This window comes from Thiothrix nivea DSM 5205, assembly GCF_000260135.1.
Classification (GTDB): Bacteria; Pseudomonadota; Gammaproteobacteria; order Thiotrichales; family Thiotrichaceae; genus Thiothrix; species Thiothrix nivea.
The window spans coordinates 1,659,545-1,682,283 of the sequence record NZ_JH651384.1 but is presented as its reverse complement, the minus strand read 5'-3'; the positions used below and the strand labels follow the sequence as shown (position 1 = coordinate 1,682,283).

At 54.7% G+C, this 22,739-nt stretch carries 11 protein-coding genes; 2 read left to right on the top strand and 9 right to left on the bottom strand.

What is annotated here, in order from left to right; translation table 11 throughout:
- Window positions 1-89 precede the first annotated feature (89 nt).
- From THINI_RS08515 to THINI_RS08475, 9 genes are all read right to left on the bottom strand, one after another.
- Complete coding sequence (locus THINI_RS08515) at window positions 90-3,947, bottom strand: calcium-binding protein (RefSeq protein WP_002708194.1); 3,858 nt, start codon at window positions 3,945-3,947, stop codon at window positions 90-92.
- A 203-nt stretch (window positions 3,948-4,150) separates the two neighbouring features.
- Entirely contained in the window at window positions 4,151-7,906 is a 3,756-nt protein-coding gene (locus tag THINI_RS26990; RefSeq protein ID WP_002708193.1) for a calcium-binding protein, read from the bottom strand.
- A gap of 243 nt (window positions 7,907-8,149) precedes the next feature.
- Window positions 8,150-12,139: a beta strand repeat-containing protein gene (locus tag THINI_RS08505; protein ID WP_002708192.1), complete on the bottom strand. Its 3,990-nt coding sequence runs from the start codon at window positions 12,137-12,139 to the stop codon at window positions 8,150-8,152.
- A gap of 164 nt (window positions 12,140-12,303) precedes the next feature.
- Window positions 12,304-13,164, bottom strand: a complete 861-nt coding sequence (locus THINI_RS08500; protein ID WP_002708191.1) for an acyltransferase family protein — start codon at window positions 13,162-13,164, stop codon at window positions 12,304-12,306.
- Window positions 13,131-15,371 carry a glycosyltransferase gene (locus THINI_RS08495; RefSeq protein WP_081485805.1) on the bottom strand — a complete coding sequence of 747 codons (2,241 nt, stop codon included), beginning with the start codon at window positions 15,369-15,371 and terminating at the stop codon, window positions 13,131-13,133. The genes THINI_RS08500 and THINI_RS08495 overlap by 34 nt, the downstream gene beginning before the upstream one ends.
- A complete protein-coding gene (locus THINI_RS08490) occupies window positions 15,340-16,263 on the bottom strand; it encodes a class I SAM-dependent methyltransferase (protein ID WP_002708189.1) in 924 nt (307 codons plus the stop codon). The genes THINI_RS08495 and THINI_RS08490 overlap by 32 nt, the downstream gene beginning before the upstream one ends.
- A gap of 4 nt (window positions 16,264-16,267) precedes the next feature.
- Window positions 16,268-17,464, bottom strand: coding sequence for an ABC transporter ATP-binding protein (locus THINI_RS08485; RefSeq protein ID WP_002708188.1), 1,197 nt, complete (start codon window positions 17,462-17,464; stop codon window positions 16,268-16,270).
- Window positions 17,451-18,224, bottom strand: a complete 774-nt coding sequence (locus THINI_RS08480) for an ABC transporter permease (RefSeq protein WP_002708187.1) — start codon at window positions 18,222-18,224, stop codon at window positions 17,451-17,453. Before THINI_RS08480 ends, THINI_RS08485 begins: the two co-directional genes overlap by 14 nt.
- A 25-nt stretch (window positions 18,225-18,249) precedes the next feature.
- Window positions 18,250-19,116 (bottom strand): SAM-dependent methyltransferase, encoded by an 867-nt coding sequence (locus tag THINI_RS08475; RefSeq protein WP_002708186.1) that lies wholly within the window; start codon window positions 19,114-19,116, stop codon window positions 18,250-18,252.
- Between the two features lie 439 nt (window positions 19,117-19,555).
- On the opposite strand from THINI_RS08475, the gene THINI_RS08470 reads away from it, so the two are divergent.
- Window positions 19,556-21,286, top strand: a complete 1,731-nt coding sequence (locus tag THINI_RS08470) for a type I secretion system permease/ATPase (protein ID WP_050988017.1) — start codon at window positions 19,556-19,558, stop codon at window positions 21,284-21,286.
- Window positions 21,283-22,656, top strand: coding sequence for an HlyD family type I secretion periplasmic adaptor subunit (locus THINI_RS08465; RefSeq protein ID WP_002708183.1), 1,374 nt, complete (start codon window positions 21,283-21,285; stop codon window positions 22,654-22,656). Before THINI_RS08470 ends, THINI_RS08465 begins: the two co-directional genes overlap by 4 nt.
- Window positions 22,657-22,739: the final 83 nt, after the last annotated feature.

Genomic DNA, 22,739 nt, shown 5'->3' with positions numbered 1-22,739 from the left:
AATTATGTATGGATTCATATATTTTTATGTGATAGGTATCACCCTCTTTTCTGATTACGTTGAATTTTAAACAAATTGTTTGAAAAATATTAATCGACGTAAATATCCGTCGCATTTAACACGTGGTCTGTTACCACACCAATCAGCGTCAGTTCACTGGCGGTCACCAACCCACTGATACCGTCGCCACTGAATTGATAGATGGCTGAGTGGTTACCGTTATTGAAGATGAAAATCCGCTCATCCCCATTCCCCTCATTGACCGTGATAACATTCAATTGCGCAATATCCAGCAGATTATTAGCCCCGGTGCGATCAAACATTGCCACGACGTTAACGCCAGCATTATCCAGATTAACGCTGGAGGCAGCGCCCAGGTTGACAACGCCAGCGGTAATTGTGCCGCGCATGTTGGTTTGGGCGAAATCGCCGCTGAACACCAATGTATCGCTGCCATCAGCATCAAAATTAAGTAATGTATCAGCCTCGGTGGCGTTGAATATGCCGCTGACATTGGCGTGCGAACCGGCTTCAGCAGTCTGGCTGTAGCGGATCAGATCGTTGCCCGCCCCTCCGTCCAAGGTATCAGCACCCGCACCACCTTCCAGAGTGTCATTGCCGACATTACCGTGCAGGATGTCATTGCCGGCTCCGCCCAGCAAATGGTCATTGCCATTGCCGCCTTCCAGCCTGTCAGCGCCATCGTTGCCATGCAGGGTATCATTTCCTTCCTGCCCAGACAGAAAATCGTCACCAACCCCGCCCATCAACTGATCGTCGCCGTAGCCGCCATAGAGGGCATCATTGCCTACCCCAGCCTGGACGGTGTCATTACCTGCACCCAATTCAATATCTAGAATGAAACTGTTGGATACTTGCGAGGCATCAAGGTTAATCTGCGCATTTGCCGTACCATTATCGACAGCCCTGATGGTAACCGTTTCACGTTCTGCGCTGCTGGCCTGATGGGATGTATCAAAACCATCCAGCACGCTATTGTCCAATGTCAGTGACAACGTTTGGGGGCTGTTCTGGTCGGTTCGGAACTCAATCACGCCGATGTTGTAGATATTTTGCAGATCCACAGCCGCCACCTGGGCGGTGTTAAAGATTTGCAGCACATCCCGGTTCTGCACTGCATTATTGGAAAGGTCGGTGTCACCTCCATCAATATGATGCTGGCCATGCAGGCTGGTATCACTAAACTGGAATACATCTAGGCTGTCGCCATAGCCTTCCTCGCCGTCGTAATTGAAGGCGTTGTTACCGCTCAGGCTGCGGGCGTTGATGGTGACGCCATCTTCCTCGATGGAGCCATCCAGGCTGGTGTCATTCGCATCCAGGCTGGTCAGCAAGTCGTGTCCCGAGTCATTGACGATCAGGATACGGTCACCGTTGTCGGTTGAGTCAATCACCGCATTATTGAGGGTCAGGTTGTAAGCGGTAGCGTAATTGTTTCCAGAAACATTGTCATAACCATGGTTACCAACCAAACGGATGGCATCAATGCCGGTGACCTGAGCCAGGCTGCTACTGTTGAGGCTGATGAAAGACTGTACATTGCTGTCATCATCGAAATGGCCGTCAACTGCAAGGGTATCGAAGCCGCCGCCGCCACTGATGGTGTCTGCCATGTCCAGACCGGCCGTGCGGTTTTCCAGCGCGTCAATGATGAAGGTATCGTTGCCGGAACCCCCGCGCACTTGTTGGCCATCTACGCTGCCAGTCCGCGCTATCAGGTTGCCGCTGAAATTGCTGGCGTCGATATTGGCTGTAACCAGCCTTACCACGTCTGTATTGGCCACATCGCGGATGCCACGCAAATCGCCGCTGTTACCGCTGGCATCAAACTGGAACAGGTTGCCATCGGTCGCCATGTTGCTGTTGGAAGATGCGTCCAGATTGAGAAATCGCCCGCTGCTGCCGGCGTTGACGCGGATGACGCCGGTATAATCCGCGAATTCGGCCAGATAGATACTGTTGTCGCTGCTGTCGCTATCAGTCAGGGTGATATTGGTAATGGCTGGAGCCAGGCTGGGGTTTGTTGCAGTGGTTTGTAGGGTAAAGTTGAAGCGTGGGTCAGCGCTATTTCCGGTAATGTTGATGCCCACGTTGTTGACGTCGGCCTGGACGCTGGCGATAGCCAGATAAGTGTCTTCGGTGGCATTGTTGCTGGTGTTGCTGTGGCTGATACTGATGTTGGTTGCTTCAACAGCACTCAGGTTATCCAGTACGAAAATGGCGGGGGTATCGGCCAGATTACCTTGGTTGCTTAGCAGGATGCTTTGGTCGCCGCCCATCTGTGACAAATCCAGCCTCAGCATGTCGACTTGATTCAAGCTGGTGGGAATGCCTGGCTCAGCCAAGCGGAAAACCTGTAACGCTTCAAAGTTGGTTACCCGCTGGGATGATGCACCTGTCAGCAGGTCGCCGCCGCTGTAATTGCCGAGCACTAGTGTGTCCTGACCCGCGCCGCCATCCAGCGTGTCATTGGTTCCGATCGGGCCGGTGATGCGGATGGTGTCATTACCGCTACCGCTGCGCAGAGTAAAGGCGGTGTTGACACTTGTGCCGTCCCGGTTAGCTTCCAACAGACCCGGAGCAAGGGTCAGGTCGAGGTTGGCGGTGAAGTTGGCGGCGTTGATTGTATGCAGGGAGCCGGCTTCATCCAGACTGCCGATGACCAAATTCTGGTCGCCGCTGCTGTTGTGCAGGATGTTCAGCACTTGCAGATCTTCGGTTTCCAGTTGGCTAATCTGGTTAGGGCTGCCACTGGAAGACAGGTAAAGGGTTTCAAAGCCATTGTCGCCGCCGACTTCTTCCACTTGCAGGCGTTGCAGGTTGGCACTGCCGGTCAGCCACAGGCTGGCCTGATCCTGCGCGCTGTCAAGGCTGTCGAAATAGAAGCCGAAACGGATGCTGGCTGCTTCGCGGGTGCTGCCAACTTGCAAACTGATGGGAGCCTGATTGGTGGGGCGTATATTAGTGACAGTGGTGTCAAAACCACTGTCGGCATGGGTAACGCTAACCTGTTGCAGGGCAATGCTGCGGATACCGTAATCGGTGTCGGTCACATCCTTCATATCCAGCACGCGGATGGCGTTACTGCCGGAACCGGTGAACTTGAGGTTGAATGCCTCGACTTCGCGGATGATCGGGTTAATGGTGGTATCGCCACTGATGGCGTTGCCAAGGCTGGCGTTCAGGGTGGGCTGCACCCCTGCCCCGGTGAGGATGTCTTGGTCTTGCAGGGTATTGGTGGTTTCTGCCTGGACGCCCGTGGCCACTTCTGGCGCATTGAATACATTGGCGGTGGCAATGTCGCTATTGATGGTGAGGAGGAACGTGCTTTGCGCTAAGTCGGTAAAGCCTCCAGCGAGGTAGGTTTCGATAGTGTCAACGACGGAACTTGTGCTGGCGGTGACGTTGGTCAGTACCCGCTTGCCGAGCACGATGCTTTCCTCGGGGCTAAGGTCAGCGCCGAAATGATGGTTTTCCACCAGTTCAAACGCGGTCAGCATCTTGTTGTTGAACCTGTCCTGTACCGATTTGATGTCGGGGCGGTTGGCGGCCATGGTGTCAAACTCACGGATTTCACGGATCATCTGCACCAAAGTGGCACCTTTGTCGCCGTGGAATTCCAGATTCAGTTTGCTGACCCAGTAATTCACTTCTTCCGTAGTGGGTTCCAGGTCGCTGCCGGGGCCGCGACCCAGCACGCCGTCGTACCACTGGCGTACCAGCGCCTCGTCGCTCATATTGGGGCTATAGCCAGTATCGGTGTTGAATTGGTAAGAGGCCGTAAAAAAAGCGTTGGACATGGCCGACAGTGACGTACCATTGTCAAATTCTCGGATCCAGTATTGGTAGCCCTTGACATCGGGGACACGGTTGAACCATGCGACGTAAAGGTCGACGATGCTTGTTTTATCGTTATAAGTAGCCATCAGCTTAGCTCCAGGTAGAAATTGATTGCCTAGGGTGAAAATTTATACGGTCTTGCCCTTGTAAGCTAATTTTATGGATAAGGGGTATCTGTTGATGTGATTGTGGTCACGAAAAAAGCCCTGGACATTGCTGCCCAAGGCTTTGCTGTTTACTTTCCTTTTATGCCTTGTCGGCTGATGAAGGAGGTTTGTTGCAGAGCGTGTTAAATGAGGTCGGTTAACGCGAAGTTGGCTGAAGTAATACCCGTCAGCTTGATGACTTCATTTGCAGAACCGTTTGCGTCTGTATCCACAAACAGCAAGCCATCATTGCCGACGTTGGTCAGGTAGAAAACGACTGTACCGTCCATTGCCGCATTCGCATTGCCCAAAGCGGTGGCGAAGTCAGCCACGGCAGCAGCTTCCAGGTAACTGTCGGCAACAGGAGCAGCCAAGTCAACATAGATTAGGTCTGTACCAGACTCAAAATCAGTGATGGTATCAGCCGTCGCCAGTGTGAGGCCGGAATCAGCAAGGCCAAAGAACTGGAACAGGTCAGCGCCAGCGCCACCGGTCAGCACGTCAATGCCAGTGTCGCCAACCAGTGTGTCATTGCCATCACCGCCGTTCAGGGTATCGTTACCGCCGTCACCATCCAGAAAGTCATTGCCCGCTTCGCCATTAAGAATGTCGTTGCCGTCGCCGCCATTGATGCCGTTGTCGTCACCTGCGCCAGCGTTAACGGTGTCATTGCCATCACCCGCGTTAACAGCATCATCGCCAGCACCCGCATTGATGGTATCGTTGCCCCCTCCCGCATAAATGATGTCGGCTCCGGCGCCACTACTGATGGTGTCATTGCCAGCCCCTGACCCAATGGCAAGGATGAAGCTATTGCTTGTCTGGCTGGCGTCAAGGTTCAGTTGCGCCATCGCCGTGCCGTTATCAATGGCCTGGATGGTAACGGTTTCCTGTTCCGCGCTGCTGGCTTGATGGGATGTATCAAAACCATCCAGCACGCTGTTATCCAGGGTCAGTTCCAGGGTTTGGGTGCTGGTTTGGTCAACGCGGAATTCGATAACTCCGATGTTGCGGATGTTTTGCAGGTCGGCTGCGCTTATTTGCGCCGTATTGAAAATTTGCAGGACATCCTGGTTTCGGGCTGCGTTATTGGAAAGGTCGCTATCGCCGCCGTCGATACGGTGCTGCCCGCGCAGGCTGGCATCGCTGAACTGGAAAACATCCAGGCTGCCGCCATAGCCTTCTTCGCCATCATAGTTGAAGGCATTGTCGCCACTCAGGTTACGGGCATTGATGGTAACGCCATTTTCCTCGACGGAGCCATCCAGCCCAGTGTCATTGGTGTCCACGCTGGCGAGCAAGTCATGCCCTGAATCATTGACGATCAGGATGCGGTTGCCATTGTCCGTGGCGTCGACCAGCGCATTGTCGAGGGTCAGGCTATAAGCGGTGGTGTAGGTGGTTCCGGTGGCACGATCATAACCGTGGTTGCCCACCAGACGGATAGCGTCAATGCCGCTGACATTGGCTAACAGGCTGCTGTTAAGGTTGATAAAAGACTGTGCGTCATTGTCGTTGGCAAAATGGCCGTCAATTACCAGGGTGTCAAAGCCGCTGCCGCCGTTAATGGCATCGGCTACATCAAGACCGGCAGAGCGGTTTTCCAGTGCGTCTAGAATAAAGGTGTCATTGCCTGAGCCACCGCGTAGCTGTTGACCATCCACATTGCCGACCCGGGCGATCAGGTTGCCGCTAAAGTTGCTGGCGTCGATGCTGTTGGCCATCAGCCGGACTACAGGCGTGCCAGCTACATCACGGATGCCGCGTACATCCCCACTGCTGGAGCCGCTGGCGTCAAACTGGTACATATTGCCATCCGTCGCCATCTGGCTGTCAGATGCGGCATCCAGGTTAAGGAAGTGCCCGCTGCTGCCCGCCGCCACCCGGAGAGTGCCGGTGTAATCGGCAAAGTTGGCCAGATAGACGCTGTTGTCGCTATTATCGGCGTCAGTCAGGGTCAGGTTGGTAATCGCTGGAGCCAGGGCATTGTTCTGTGCGGTGGTTTGCAAGGTAAAGTTGAAGCGTGGGTCGCCATTGCTGCCAGAGGTAAGGGTGATGCCTACCGTATTGACGCCTGACTGGACGCTGGCAACGGTCAGGAAGGTGTCGTCAACCGCATTGTTGCTGGTGTTGCCATGGCTGACACTGATGTTGCCCGTTTCAGCGGTACTCAGATTGTCGAGTACGAAAATGGCTGGCGTGTCGCTGGTGTTGCCATGATTGGCCAGCATAATGCTTTGGTCGCCTGCCATTTGTGCCAGATCCAACCGTAACAGGTCGGCATTGCCCAAACCGGAGGGGATGCCGGACTCAGGCAGGCGGAAGACCTGTAATGCCTCAAAGCCGGTGATGCGCTGGGTGGATGTACTAGCCAATAGGTCACCACCGATGGAGCTGTTAAGCACCAGGGTATCGGTGCCACTGCCGCCAGCCAGCGCGTCATTGGTTCCAATGGGGCCGGTGAGGCGGATAGTGTCATTGCCGCTGCCACTTTGCAGGTTAAACGCGGTATTGGTGCTGCTGCCATCGCGGTTGGCTTCCAGCAGGCCAGGGGCAAGGGTCAGGTCGAGGTTGGCGGTGAAGTTGGCGGCATTGATGGTTTGCAGGGAACCGGCTTCATCCAGGTTGCCGATGGTTAGGTTCTGGTCACCATCGCTGCTATGCAGGATGTTCAGCACTTGCAAGTCCTCGGCTTCCAGTTGGCCGACCCGGTTAGGGCTGCCGCTGGAAGACAGGTTCAGGGTTTCAAAACCATTGTCGCCACCAATTTCTTCCACTTGCAGGCGTTGCAGGCTAGCGCCGCCGGTGAAGTGCAAGTTGGCCTGGTCTTGCACGCCATCCAGGCTGTCGAAGTAAAAGCTGAAACGGACATTGGCGGCTTCCCGGGTGGTGCCGACCTGCAAGGTGATGGGGGCTTGGCTATTGGGGTGGATATTGGCGACGCTGGCGTCAAAACCGCTGCTGGCCGGGGTAACGTTGACCTGTTCCAGATTAATGGTGCGGATACCGTCATCGGTGTCGGTTGCATCCCGCAGATCCAGCGTGCGGATGGCATTACTGCCCGAGCCGGTGAATTTGAGGTTGAATACCTCAACCTCGCGGATGATCGGGCTGATGATGGTGTCGCCCGTGGGCGAGTTGCCGAGGGTGGCGTTCAGGGTGGGTTGTACGCCCGCGCCGGTGAGGATGTCCTGGTCTTGCAGGGTGCTTGCGGTTTCTGTCTGACCACTTGCCAAGATTTCAGGCGCTTTGAACTCGTGCGCGGTTATGACATCGCTGTTGGTGGTCAGGGTGACGGTGCGCAGGTTGACATCCGTATAGCCGCCTGCCAGGTATTTTTCGATGGTGGCGCTGACAGTGGCGGTGTACTCGTTGACATCGGTCAGCACCAGCTTGCCGAGGACAATGCTTTCCTCCGGGCTGATGTCGGCGGCGAAGTCGTGGTGTTCCACCAGTTCAAACGCGGCCAGCATTTTGTTGTTGAATTTGTCCTGCACCGCCTTGATGTCGGGGCGGTTGGCGGCCACGGTGTCAAACTCGCGGATTTCGCGGATCATCTGCAACAGCGTAGCGCCCTTGTCGCCCTGAAACTCACCATTCAGCTTGTTGACCCAGTAACTGACCTCTTGCGCATCGGGGGCTAGTGGGCTAGTGGGGCCACGCCCCAGCAGGCCGTCATACCATTGGCGCACCAGCGCCTCATCGCTCATGGTGGCGCTGTAGCCGGTATCGGTGTTGAACTGGTAGGAGGCGCGGAAGAAAGCATTGGAAATCGTCGTCAGCGAGGTGCCACTGTCCACTTCCCGAAGCCAGTACTGGTAGCCGTTGACATCGGGGACGCGGTTGAACCAGGCAACGTACAGGTCAACGATGCTGGTTTTTTCGGTATAAGTGGCCATAAAATCACCTCTTGGGGAAAGCTTAGTTTTTAATCGACAGAAATTTATGCAAATTTCAACACCCGAATTAATTTTAGTGGATTGTCTGATAAGTTGATGTGATTGAGGTCACGCAAAAAAAAAGCCCCGGGCGTAATGCCCGGGGCTTTTTGGTTTCCCCCTTTCCCGTCTTGCGACCCGAGGGGGAAGGTTGTTGGCTCTTCTGCCTGAACCCCCCTGCCGAAGCAGAGGGGTAGGGCAGGATTAGATGAGGCTAGTGAAGTCGAAAGTAGCCAGGGTAACGCCAGTCAACTGGATTACTTCCTCTGCAGCACCGTCAGCGTTTGTATCGATGAACAGCAAGCCCATGCCTTCTACTGTATCTTCAGAGAAGTAGAAGGTAGTGCCAAAGTTAGTGAAGTCGAAGTTGGCAGCAGCAAGGCTGGCAGCGAAGCCTGCATGGGTACCCTCGAAGTAGTTCAGAGCCGTACCAGCAGCAACATCAACGTAGATTTGGTCTACACCAAACTGGAAGTCAGTGATGGTGTCAGCCGTTGCCAAAGTGATGCCAGAGTCGCCAGTGAAGAACTGGAACAGGTCAGCGTCAGCGCCACCAGTCAGGGTGTCAACACCAACATCACCAATCAAGGTGTCAGCGCCTGCACCACCGTTCAGGGTGTCGTTGTCAGCATCGCCGTCCAGATAGTCATCGCCATCTTCACCGTTCAGGATGTCGTTGCCTGTGTCGCCAAAGACCACATCAGCACCTATACCAGCGTTAACAGTGTCGTTACCCGCACCAGCCTGAACGAAGTCATCGCCTGCACCGCTGTTTACGACGTCATCGCCTGCACCAGCAAAGATGTTGTCATTCAGCGTGGTGGTTGTGATGCCGTTGACACCTGCGCTACCAGTAACGTTTACAGCAAACTTGGTGCCGTCTACGCCAGTGGTGTCGAGTTGCAGGTTAACGTTGTCGCCAACCAGCACATTCAGCACTTCCACTTCAGTCGCGCTGGCAGTGTGGTAGCTGTCAACCAGGGCGTCGATAGCGGCACTGGTCAGTTCCAGGGTAGAAGTCACAGGCAGTGTAGTTGGGTTGGTGAACTCCAGCGTACCGATGTTCTTCATGCCGGTCAGGTCGCCAGCGGAAGCACTGACAACTGCCTGGCCACGAACTTCCATCACGTCGAGGTTGCCGCCCCAGGTCAGGTTGCTGGTATCCAGCGCACCACCGTCGATGGAGTTGCGGCCATTGACTGTGGAGTCAGACAGGATGAAACGGTCAGTAGTCGCACTTACGCCTTCTTCACCGTTGTAGCTGAAGTTGCGGTTGACAGACAGGGCAGTCGCATCGATAACTGCGCTACGTTCAACACCAGTGCCAGCTGTATTGGCTGCATTTGCGGTATCGTTGGCAGTGTCGTTGTCGTTAACGATGGCAATCAGACGGCTGCCGTCAGCCTGTGCAACACCGTTGTTGCTGATCAGGGTGTCGGTCAGGGTCAGGTTGTAAGCACCAGGGACGCCCAAGCCTGGAGTGGCTACGACATCGTTGCCCAGCAGGCGGATGACCTCGAAGTTGCTGACATTCTGCCATTCAGTCTGGCCGATGCTAACCATGACGTTGCCGCCAAGAGCCAGTGTATCAGTACCAGCGCCACCGTTGAGGGTATCGATGTTGGTCAGGCCAGCGTGAGACTCGTTCAGGGTATCCATGATGACCAGATCATTACCAGAACCCATGGTGACAGTTTGTGCTGCTGTAGATGGGGTTGTGGCATTAGTGCCACCCAGACGGACAACAACATTGCTCACAGCAGCGCTTGCGTCAACGACACTGGCTACCAGTGCACCTGCATTGCTACCAGGAGTGTTGGCCATGCTGCCAGCAGCGGTACCAGTGAACAGATCGCCAGCAGTGACACCGGAGAGGTCAAGACCAAGCGCATTTTCAAAAGCGTCCAGGTTCAGGGTGGTGCCTGCGCTGCCGCCCTTGATGGTAACGGTACCAGTGTAATCAGCCGCGTCATCCAACTGGACAGTGTTGGTTTCAGAGTCACTGTCAGTGATGGTCAGGTTGGTGATGGCCTTTTGGTAAGTGACCGGAGTCGTTGCTGGTACAACAGGTGTTACCGCATCAGTGTTCAGCGTGAAGTTGAAGCGTGCGTCATTATTGGAAGCACTCTGAATTTCAACGCCAACAGTGTCAACTTGGCCTTCCAGTGCAGTTGCTACGTTAATGACAGTATCAGCAATACCATTGTTGGTGTTGTTGCTGTGCTTGATGGCGATAGCCGCAGCTTCAGCAGCACTGAGGTCGTGCAGTGTGAATGTGGTTACGCCGTCATTGGCGTCTGCCATGTTCTGCAGCACTACCGCCTGGTCACCCAGCATCTGGTTCATGTCAACAACCAGTTCAGCCGTCCCGATAACACCAGCATTTGCCAGACGGGTCACGGTGACGATATCGACGCCATCAACCTGTGCGGTGTCAGCCTGATTGTTAGGCGTGAGGGCTGGTGATGTGGAATCCGCCAGGAAGTTGACATTTACAGCACTCGCCAACGCCAATGTGTCAGTGCCTGCATTCGCATGGATAGCATCATTGGTGCCGATAACACCCTTGGTCAGGTCGATAGGCGCAGCGGCGAATGTATCGTTGAAGACACGGATAATATCATCGCCAGAGCCGGTGCTCAGTGTGAATGGGGTGTCTGTAGCAGTGCCATCCAGATTTGCATTGAAAGTACCTGGGACGATAGTCAGATCCAGATTCGCCTCGAAACCAGAACCATCGATAGTGCGCAGGGAACCCTGCTCAGCAATACCCGTGATGGTTTGGGTAATGTCGGTGATAGTTGCACCATTACCGATAGTCAGGGCATTGTCACCACCGTCACCGGTGTTGTGATCGATGTACAGGGTCTGAAGATCTTCTGCCACAAAACTGTCGATAACGTTTGGTCCAGCCGCAGAGGAACCGGATTGCACATGAATGGTTTCAAAACCGACGTCACCACCGACACCTTCGATAACAAGGCTATCCAAGTTGACTTCATTCAGGAACAGGTTTGCGTTGTCGCCGGCAGTGCTGTTCAGGTATGCGTCAGTGAACAGGAGGTTAACGTTTGCATCCGCACGGGTTTTCTTGATAGACAGGTCGATGTCTTCAGGGCTTTCTGGGTTAACGCTGCCAAGGTTAATGTTGGTCAGGGTGGCGACGTTAGGGCCATTGGCGATACGGCTGATTTCGATGCGGTCAATGCCGCCGTCGGCTTTGACATCCTGCATGTCAATGGTATTCACTGCGCCAAAAACGGAAGAGCCGGTGAAGGAGAATGCGAAATCCTTAACGCCGTTAATGAATGGCGTAATGGTAGTGCCGCCATTGTCGTTGGCATTGCCCACTTCAGCGATCAGTTTTGGGTTGACGCCAACGCCAGTCAGCTTATCTTCATCCTGCAGAGTGTTAACGCGGTCGTTACCACCTGGGGTGTATTCCATACCAGCGTTGAACTGGTTGGCTGTTACTACGTCAGTGTAAACGCTCAGGCCAACAGTCTTTTCTGTAACAGGAGTTTCTGGCTCTGGTTCTGGCTCTGGCTCTGGTTCAACTTCTGGTGCTTTCAGCGTTGCAACAAACTTGGTGATGGTTTCGTCGATGGAAGCAACATCAGCCGTGATGGTGGTCAGAACCTGCTTGCCCAGGGCGATTTTTTCCTCTGGGGTCAGGGCTGGGCCGCCAGCGTAAGCGGTTTCACCGAAGTCATACGCGCCATAGATGTCTTCCGCGCCAGCCGGGTCTTCCAGCAGCAGGAAAGATGCGTACATCTTGTTGTTGAACTTGTCCTGAACTTCTTTGATTGCAGCGTTGTTGGTTGCATCAAAGTCGCGGATTTCCTTGATCATTTGCAGAACCAGCGCACCTTTGTCGCCGTTCAGGCCATCCAGCTTGCTGACCCAGTAAGCCACTTCAGTCGCGTTTGGTGCCAGGCTGCTGGTAGGGCCGCGATCCAGGATGCCGTCATACAGCTGGCGGATGAAAGCTTCTTTGCTCATGCCGATGCTGTAGCCAGTTTCAGCGCTGAACTGGGTCGCGCCAGCCTTGTAGAATTCGTTGGAAATGTCGGTCAGGGAAGAGCCCAGATCGTATTGTTCAATCCAGTACTGATAGCCTTCATAGTCCGGTACGCGGTTGAAGTATGCGACGTACAGGTCAATGATTGACTTCTTTACGGTAAGGTTTGCCATGTTGATAATGCTCCAATAAAGATTCAAAAAGTTACACATATCGCTGCATTCATATACATCGCAGTGATTGTGGGATTCATTCTAGGTATTGATCAGCTTTATTGATGTGATGATAATCACATAAGAAATATTTTTTTATGGGATTGTATAAAAATTACTAACTATCAGCGTATCAGTAACATGGCTTGCAATAACCAAAAAGCTAAAAAATGTAGCAGAAACAGGAGATAAGCGGGTTTCCCCAGCCATTCGTCAAGGGGGTTTCGGGGCAGCCGACCTAAAAGTATGGTTAATGATAAAGCAATTAACAGCCCAACGACCACTTCAAACTGGAAGCCAATGCCCCAATTATAAGGTAAATATAGGGTAAGCATTAGAATCAATACTGCTAATAATATAAGCGATTCATAAGAAAAATAACGCTGTTGCAGGTGGCTCAGGCACAAGGTATGGCCGGTCAGGAAGATGAACAGCACGCCGGGAAAGTAGCGGTAGCCCCACAGTTCCGGGTCAATCAGCCCGGTGAAGCTCATCAGCCAGATACCCAGGCTGGCTGCCCATACCCCACGCAGAACTGGCAGCGGTAACCTGCCAAGCAATGGAACCAGCAGGTAATAATGGAATTCCACCGCCAGCGACCAGGCGGGCGGGATCAAGGTCATGTGGTCAATGCCGGTCAGCGGGTAATAGGCCAGCGGAAACACCAGCAGATTTTGCCACAGGGCGGAGAAATCCAGCGGCGCTTGCAGGAAATGGTTGCGGGGGAGCCAGGGTAACAGCAGGGCAGTGACCAGCACGACCCCCCAGTACTGTGGCATCAACCGCCAGAAGCGTTCTTTCCAATAGTGCCAGGTGGGGTAGTCGGCTTGTCGGCAGGCGCGCTGCCACAAGGCAGCAGAGATATAGCCAGCCAGCAGATAGAAACCCATCACCGCCATCACGCCAGGATGGTAGGGGCCAAGCGCAAAGCCCATGTGGCTGACAGCCACTGTCAGGGCGAGGAATAGACGCCAGAACCCGAACATGGGGGGGATATTTCCTGCACGATAGCCTGCGCAAATGCATTGTTGCTGAAGCGCTGTTCAAAGCGTTGCCGTCCGGCCATGCCCATTTGCCGGGCTTGGTCGGGGTTGTCGAGCATGAAGCGGATGGCTTGCTCCAACGATTGGGCATCATCCGCTGCTGCCAACAGGCCGGTACACTGATGTTGCACCACTTCGGGGATGCCGCCCGCATCCGTACCGATGCAGGGTTTGCCTGCGCGCATGGCTTCCACGTACATCAGGCCGAAGGATTCATAGCGGCTGGGGGCAATGAAACAGTCGCATCCGGCGTATTCTGCCAGCAAGGCTGCCTCGCTGATTTCGCCCAGGAAACGTAGATGCCCGTCAGCACACAGTGCGGGATGTTGGCGCTCAAATTGCTGGCGCAAGGGTTCGCCGCCTTGCCATGCCAGTGTGTCGTTGCCGACCAGGCGGATATGCAATTGTGGGTATCGCCTCAGCAGGTCGGGGGCGATTTCCAGCAGCAGGTCGATGCCCTTGCGGTGCTCGAAGCGCCCGACGTAGAGGAGGGTGAAGGTGTCATCAGGTTGGCTGGTGGAGTCGGGTACTTGTTCAAGGTCAGGCTGCCCAAACGGAATGATGCGGGCATCCGCCGCGCAAGTCTGGCCAGTCAGGCGGGCGGTATCATCGGCAATCGCCTGGGTGCTGGCCAACAGGTGGGCGTTGGGCAGTACCCAGCGTTCTGCCGCCAACATCGGTTCCAGCAGGTTGTGGCGCATGTCCGGCGTGTGCCATTCCGGCTTGTGTGCCTGTAACTGGTGGTAAGTGGTAACCAGATACAGCCAAGTGGGCAAAGTGTTGGCAGCAATAATCCAGGCCAGATCCAGATCCCAGATGCTGCCCAAGGCGGCATGGAACTGGCGGTGCGCATGGTGTTGGTAGGCTTCCTGCCAGGCAGCGGCGGCAAAAGCATCCACATGCCCCGGTAAGCGCGGCAGGCTGGATGGGCGCGGCAATGCCTGCCGCTGTTCAGCGTCCAGCGGTTGGATGCGGTGTACCCACACGCCCTGTTCGCGGTCAATGGTGGCGGTCTGGTGCGGGGTGCGGGTGATGACGGTGGGTTCGTGCCCCATGGCGGCCAGCGTGGTGGCCAGGTTGTGCATGAAACGCGCCACGCCGCCGGTGTCGTGCGGGGGGTAGCCGCCAGTCACCAGGCACAGCCGCAAACGCTGGCCCGCAGGCAATGTGGGTTGGAAGGGCAGCGACTCAGGCGTGGTTGCCGGAATTGGGGGGATCGCGGCAGTTTCCTGTGCCAGTTTCAGGCCATCCATCAGGCCGGAGCGGGCTTCATTCAGCAGGGTTTCCGGGGCAATGCCGGTGTTGGTGCGCTGGTTGGCGTGCTGGTGCTGGCGGATTTCTTCCATCCAGGCATTGAGCTGGCGGGCCAGTGCGGCCATGCCATGCACCGGCAGGGCATGACGGGTGGCGAAATAGGCGCGCGAGCGCATAATGTGGTACAGGCTGGTGACGATGCGCTCGTGGCGGATGTGGCTGTTGGCGAATTTGTGGTGCACCAATGCATCCGGAATGACACGCGTTTTCCAGCCACGCTCAGTCAGACGCAACAGGATGTCGGTTTCTTCCAGAAAATAGGCGTAGGCTTCGTCAAACCCGCCACAGTCCAGCAAGGCTTGCCGCCGGAAGCAGGTGTTGACCCCCATCAGCGAGAGGAACTGCTCAGGCTGGCGGGTGGTGTTGAGGGGAGCACCCAGCCAGTCCGGCTGATTACGGGTATTGCCGAAACGGTTGGAAACCAGATATTGCGCCTGATAGTTGCGTCCTGTGTGATCGAGCACGAAGCCGCCGATAGCTCCCAACTCTGGGTCGTGGGTATGGCAGGCCAGACGGCACAGCCAGTCGGGTTCTGGTAGGGCATCATCATCGGTGAAGGCAATCCAGTCGCCGCTGGCCAGTTGCAGGCCGATATTGCGTGACTGGGCCAGGTTGGCGGCAGGGCAATGCGCCAGTTTGATGTGGCCTTGCCAGGCTTGCAGGAGGGCGGACGTGCCGTCATCTTCCGGGCCGGTGACGACAATAATTTCGTAATGCGGCCAGCGCAGATTGGCCAGCGCCTCTAGCGTGTGGGGCAGGGTAGCGGCACGCCGGTGGGTGTTGACGATGATGCTGAACAGCATGTCAGGCCGCCGCCGGTTTGTGGGCGGTGACATCCATTTCCAGGCACAGCCCGTTGGCGCGCTCGGTAGTGTTGAAGGCAATATCAGTAAAGCCGCTTTCTTCCAGCAGTTTGCGTAGCGCTTCCGGGTTGAGCAGGGCAAAGTGGAAATCGCCTGCGTATTCCTGCATCCCGAGCAGAACGGTCGTGAGTTGCTCAAACGGGATTTGCTGGGTGGCGTAGGCGTCGATGCTGGCTTGTGCGTTAGGGGCGATCAGGTGCAGGGTTCCGTCAGGTTGCAGGCAGTCGCGCCAGTAAGGCAGCACCCGGCGGCGTAGGTCTGCCAGGGTGAAATGCTCAATCAGGTGGGCGGCGCGGATAGTCTGGACGGAATTTGCTGCGACCGGCAGTTTGAGCGCGTCGGCCTGGATGTCAACTTGCGGCAAAGCGCGTTGGTCAACGTTCAGGTAGTCGGGCAGGGGGTGGTGGCCACAGCCGAGATTCAAGCGTAGTTTACCATTGGCTTGCGCAGCCTGGAGTGCTTCCGGGTTGAGGATGCAGGGTTCCTGGCTGGTTGTTGATGAGCCGCCACCGGCCTGCTGGAGGCGGTGCATGAGTTCGTAAAACAGTTCCAGCCGCACGTATTCGATGCGTTCGCCAAGGATTTGTTCTTGCTGGGCACTGTTGCGCTGTTGTTGTGTTAGTGCTTGTTGCTGTTGGGCGATTGATTGTTGTTGCTGTTCGAGTTGTTGGCAGCGTCGCTCCAGGTTCTGCTGGTTTTCCAGCAGTGGTGAGTGGCTGTCTGTACTCGGGGATGTTGGCACCGTAGGTGGAACATTTTCATGGATGACCCTAACCACCCAGTGGTGCAGGTGGATACGGGCCTTTTCGATCAGGCTACCGATCAGGGGCAGGCGTTTCAGGGTTTGGTAAAATGTGTTCTGCATTACGTCATTCTTTACTGACAATCGGTGGCCGGGTTTCGCAATAGACCGCGCCTACGCTGTTGCGGTGCGGTGCGCTAACCTGGAAGGCCATGAAACTCTGTTCCCAGAACTGGACATTTTGCTCGAAATTGTCCTGATCATGCAGGGCAAGGAACAGGACGTATTCGCCTGGCCCCAGGTTGGGTTTGACCGGAAACGCAACAGTGTAGCGACCCGGTGCGGGGAAAACCAGCGGGATTTGTTGCAGGCTGGTGTTGGTGCCAAACAGGTCAATGTTGAGCCGGTCGCGGATCATGAAGCCTAGTGCGAGGTTTTCCCGTGGGGATTCGACTGTCAGTTCCACCCGTAGTTCCGCCCATTGACCACTGATGAGTTGGGTGGCGGGCTGATCCGCTTGCCACCACCAGGCATTATTCAGGCGTATACCGGCGTCAGGGAAATGTGGCGTTGCTGCCTGGGGTTGTGGGGCGCTTTCCAGCATGAACGCCTGGAAGCGGTTACAGGCTTCCTGTGCCGTGCCTTCGTAGGCAATCTTGCCCTTGTCGAGGATGATGGCGCGCTTGCACATGTTCTTGACTTGCGCCAGGTCGTGGGACACAAACAGCAGGCTACCGCCATCCGCCTGGAACTGGCGCAGGAAAGCCAGGCATTTTTGCTGGAAACGGATGTCGCCGACCGACAGGGCTTCATCCACCACAAAGCAGCCGGGGTCGGCGTGGATGGCGATGGCAAACCCCAGACGCATGACCATGCCGGAAGAATAGGTGCGCACCGGTTGGTGGATGTGTTCGCCGAGTTCGGCAAACGCCATGATGGCGTCCAGCTTGCCTTCGATTTCGGCGTGATCCATGCCGATCAGCTGGCCATTGATGAAAATGTTTTCCCTGCCGCTGAGGTTGGGGTCAAAGCCGGTGCCCAGTTCCAGCAGCCCGGTGATGCGGATGTTTTTCTGCACCGTGCCGCTGTCGGGCAGCAGGATGCCGGTGATCAGCTTCAGCAGGGTGGATTTGCCTGCGCCGTTTTGCCCTAGGAATGCCAGGGTTTCACCACGTTCCAGGCTGAAGCTGATGTCGTCGATGACCTTTTCGGTTTGGTGGCAACTTTTACCGGTCAAGGCTTCCCGCAGGCGGCTGAGTGGGGAGGCGTAATAGCGGAAGGATTTGTGTAAGCCCTTGACGCAAAGGATCTCAGATGAGGTCACGGATGTCTTTCTCCAGACGCAAATGTAGCCAATAGACCAATAGGCCGATGCTGGCGGTCAAGCCGAGGGAGGCGGTCAGCGTACCCCAGTGCAGCGGGGCTTGATAGAAGATGGCAGCCTGGAAATTGCTGATCAGCCAGGTGAACGGGTTGGCGTCCAACAGCCACTGGAACTGTTTAGGTACGATATTGGGCAAGTAGATAATGGGTGTCATCCAGAACAACAGCTGTGACAACACCGGAATGGCGTTGCGGATGTCGGGGATAAAAGGGCTGAGCAGGCCAAACAACATGCCGCTAACGTAGGCAAACAGGGTGGCGCACAAGGTCAGTAATAGCAGCCATAGCCAGGTCGCGCTGAAATCGTACCCAACGAGTAACAGGACGATGCTGAACAGTGCCATGCCAATGATGTAAATGATCACTTCCGCCAGCGGGATGTAGAGCGGCAGCAGCAGCAGGTGCGTCGGCACTTTTTTGATCAGCCCGGCTTTGGTCTGGTAGACGCTGGAGGTTTTGGTGATGATGTTGATGATCATGTTCCAGGACAGGATGCCCGCCACCAGATAGGTGCTGTAGGCATACGGCTGGTCGAAATTGGCCAGGCGCGTTTTCATGATGTCGGAAAAGATCAGGGTGAAGATCAGGATGTAGGTCAGCGGCTGGATAAACAGCCAAACTACACCCAAAGCGTTGCCCCGGTATTGCTCAAACAGCTCCTGTTTGGTGAACAGGAGGATCATTTGCAGATGGTGTTTCATGTCTGAAGTTTGTGGTGTTGTGTATTCAGGCTGTGGTTCCCTTGCGGATGATCAAGCCAGCCGACGTAACGTCATATTGGCCAATCAACAACCGTAAGTGTTGGTCATCGGAATAAGGGGGGGTATCGACATGATCGTCCAAAGGCTGGGAGCCTTTATGGATCAGCAGGGGTTCCATATGGTGGCTTGACTCTTGTAACTCTTGCAACAAATTTTGCAGGTCGTGTTCCCGGTATAAGACTGTTCCCCCTTGCTTGATGGTTCTGGTGTTTGAGGATAGGTTGAACTCTGTTGTATGGATGGCTAGCCCGCCTGGCTTCAGGGTTTTAAGTGAATTTTTGACGAACCCCAGCCCTTGGGGGATGGAACCCAGGTGTTCGAAGCAACACGCTGACCAGCAAAAGTCGTATCCGTGTAGGTGTGGGGGAATATGGTTCATGTCCACGGTTTCAAACGCTACCAGCTCTTCAAAATCCTTGGGGTCGCATATTTCCCGAGCATTCAGGCGGGCGAGATTGCCTGCATGTTGGTTGGTCTGGGTCCAGCCAACCTGTTGGGCTTGGCTGCTGTCCATATCAGTGGCGGTAATGGTGCAGCCATGCGATGCAAACAATGCCACCAATGGCTCTTGCCCAACACCAAACCCCAGCCCTTTCATGCCTGGTTTCAGCATCCCCCTCTCCCACAATGCCTGGGCGATATAAACGAATTCCCATTGTTTACGGTGATAGCGGGGCGCTTCCTTTATTTGGGCGCACCAGTAAGGGTAGCATTCGTAAAGGTAGTGGTGGCTGCTACAGGTTTCTGACCTGAAAGGGATGCAGCCAAGGGAGCGTTGGCTATTTCCGGTGCAAGTGCGGGCTAGCTGGGTGAGGTCGATACTGTCTGGCATCTCAGTCAATCCGTGCTGGGGGTAGGGTAGCCCGGAAGAGTACCATAAAAACCGGCTTGGCTGATTATTTTGTAACGTTGGAACTTGGGTGGTTCGCAAGTGATGGAAGGTGTCAGCATAAATGTGACGAAGATCACATCCATTTTTTTGTCTGCTTATTAAGATGGCGTGTATTGGCGGATATGGACTAGTTCCATATTTTGGCTGCATGGTTGCTTATAAATTATTTGAATTTTTTATATATTCATCAATTTTAAGGGCAAGGGCTGGCGTTTCTCATTTCACCCGGTACAGCGTTTATCAGTCAGATACGTTGCCGGATGACTGGTTTTCGCGATGTCTTGTTGTTAGCTACCAGGCAAATGAAGTAATGGCTGCGCCATGCACATAAATTTTCACGTTTATTACGGGTGACTAAATGGGGATTCAACAGGATCGGATGGGGAAAAAACAAGGAGACCTAGCCCGGTTGCTGGGCGGCCTTAAATCGAGTTTCATGTATGTGGGCTTTTTCAGCTTGTTCGTGAATGTCTTGATGCTGGTTCCTTCCCTCTATATGTTGCAGGTGTATGACCGGGTGATGGCTAGCCGCAGCGGGGAGACCTTGTTGATGTTGACCCTGATTGTGGCTTGGTTGTTCTTTACCATGGGGGTGCTGGAGTTAGTACGTTCACGCCTGTTGGTGAGAATTGGGACAAAGCTGGATGATGCCCTCAGTAGCCGCTTGTACAGCGCCATTATGACCATGGCCATCAAGTTTCCGGGGAAAGGCAGCGTCCAGCCACTGAGCGACCTGACCAGTATCCGCCAGTTTCTGACCGGTAATGCGCCGTTTGCTTTTTTTGATACCCCTTGGATTCCTATTTACATTGGGGTGCTGTTCTTGTTTCACCCATGGTTTGGGTGGTTTTCAATGTTTGCCGCGTCATTGCTGATCGTCATTGCCATTGCCAATAACCTTGTCACTCGTGACCGGATGAAGGCGGCTAATAACCAGTACACCAAAGCAAACGCAGTGGCATCGGCACATGTACGCAATGCTGAAGTCATCCATGCCATGGGCATGGAAGCCTCTTTGCGGGAAAGCTGGTTGAAGCAGCACCTGAGCTTTTTGCGTGAGCAGTCACTGGCTTCTGATCAATCTGGTCTGTGGTCAAACCTGAGTAAAGTGGTGAGAATGTTGTTCCAGTCCCTGATTTTGGGGGTTGGTGCTTACCTTGCCATCCACAATGAAATTACTTCGGGCATGTTGATTGCGGGTTCTATCCTGATGGGGCGTGCTTTGGCGCCTATCGACCAGATGATTTCGACCTGGAAGCAGTTTGGCAGCGCACGTCAGGCCTATGAGCGCCTGGATGGGATGTTGGCAGCGCTTCCGGCTACCGATGAGCGCTTGTCCTTGCCTGCTCCACAAGGCAGCTTGCAATGCGAAAACCTGTCAGTGTTGGCACCAGGAACCCAGAATGCAGTTTTGCGGGCGGTGACGTTTCAGGTGCCGGCGGGCGAAACCCTGGTGGTGCTCGGGCCTAGTGCTGCTGGTAAATCATCCCTGGCGCGTGCTTTGGTCGGGGTCTGGCCAGCAGTAGCAGGCAAAATCCGCATTGATAATGCGGATATCAATCACTGGAACCGGGAGGAGCTGGGGCCTTACCTCGGCTATCTGCCGCAGGATGTGGAGCTGTTTGAGGGTACGGTGGCGGAAAATATTGCCAGATTTGGCAGGGTTGAGCCGGAAAAAGTGCATCTCGCGGCGCAGATGGCAGGTGTGGATAGCCTGGTGAGGCGTTTACCCGAGGGTTATGACACACCGATTGGTGTGGGTGGGGTTGCTTTGTCCGGTGGTCAGCGTCAGCGTATTGGTTTGGCCAGGGCGTTATATGGCAGCCCCAAAATAGTGGTTCTGGATGAGCCTAATGCGAGTCTGGATGAGGCGGGTGAAGCTGCTCTGTTGAGGGCTTGCCAACTTTTGAAAGAGCAAGGAACAACCTTGGTGCTGGTAACGCATCGCCCCGGTGTCGTGGGAATCGCAGACAAGTTGTTGGTGCTTGCGGATGGGCAGGTAGGCATGTTCGGCGAACGTGATTTTGTCCTCAAGTCGCTGGCGCAACGTAAAGCGGCAATGAATAAATCAATTGCTGATTTTTCATCACACAAGAGTAGTGCAGCATGAGTAGTAACGGTCAGGCATTAGCCACGCTGGGGACAATCGGTTTACCCGCAGATTCTGTTGCGGGTATTGAACTGCCCAAGAATGAAAGCCCTTACCGTTTTTTGGGTGGGCTGATGTTGTTTATCACCTTTGTGGTGATGGGTGGTTGGGCAGCCTTTGCCCCGCTTGATAGCGCCGTCGTGACGGTTGGCAAAGTGATTGTCGCTTCGCAAAACAAAAAGGTGCAGCATCTCGATGGTGGCATCGTCAAGGAAATTAACGTCCATGACGGTGATCTGGTCAAAGCGGGGCAACCGCTATTGGTGCTGGATGACACGCAATTGCGCGCCCAGTTGGACAATACCAACGGGCAGTTGTGGGAAACTGAAGCCAGCCTCGAACGTTTGGCGGCTGAACGTGATGGCCGGGAGGCTTTGGTTTGGGATGCGGGATTGGAGCAGACTAGCAGGGATAATCCTGTGTTGCAGGAAATTCTGAAAACCCAAAATGAACTGTTTAGCGCCCGCAGACAAGCGTTTGTATCTGAAAAAAGTGTGCTTGCACAACGTCTGGCGCAGTCCAATAAGCAGATTGGCGGGTTAGAGGAGGAATTGCAGAGTTTGGGAAAACGCCGTACTTCCTTGGGTGAGGATCTCGGTTCCCTGAACAAACTGGTCGCCCGCGAAATGGTGGCCAAAAGTTTGGTGCGCCAGAATGAACGGGACTACGAAGAAATTAAGGGCGACATTGCCCGCAGCAGCGCAGAAGTTGCCCGCCTGAATGATGTTGTCGCGGAAACCCAACACCAGATGGTATTGCGCCGGGAAGAGTACCTGAAGGAAATCAGTTCCAGTATCAGCGAGTTACAGGCTAAACAGATCCAGTTGAAATCCCAGCAGGCTGCATTGCAAGACAAGCTGGGGCGCTTGGTCATTGATGCGCCGGTTACGGGGCGGGTGAAAGGTTTCGAGCTGACAACTTTAGGCGCTGTCATTGGGCCTGGTAGCCTGATCATGGAAGTTGTGCCGACAGAGCAAGCCTATAAGGTGATTGCCGAGGTTAGCCCACAGGATATTGATGTTTTGGTTACTGGTCAGGCGGCAGAAGTCAAATTTTCCATTTTTGATGATGCCCGTTATTTCCCTACTATTTTTGCCAATCTGATTGATGTTTCAGCGGATACGCTGGTGGATGAAAAATCCAAGGCGTCATACTACAAAGCGACTTTGGCTATCCAGGAAGACAGCATGAAGGTGCTGGACGAAAAGGGCCTGTCGCTGGTGGCAGGGATGCCGGCGGAGGTTTTCCTGGAAACCGGGGAGCGTACCCTGCTTGATTACCTGATCAAGCCATTGCGTGACATGGTGGAGCGGGCGTTTAACGAGGCATAAGCCTTTTCGTCCATAATGCAATTTTCCTCAGTTGATAGTTTAGGGCAGCCCACCCGTGGTTGTTCTGGTCAAGTAAAACCGGA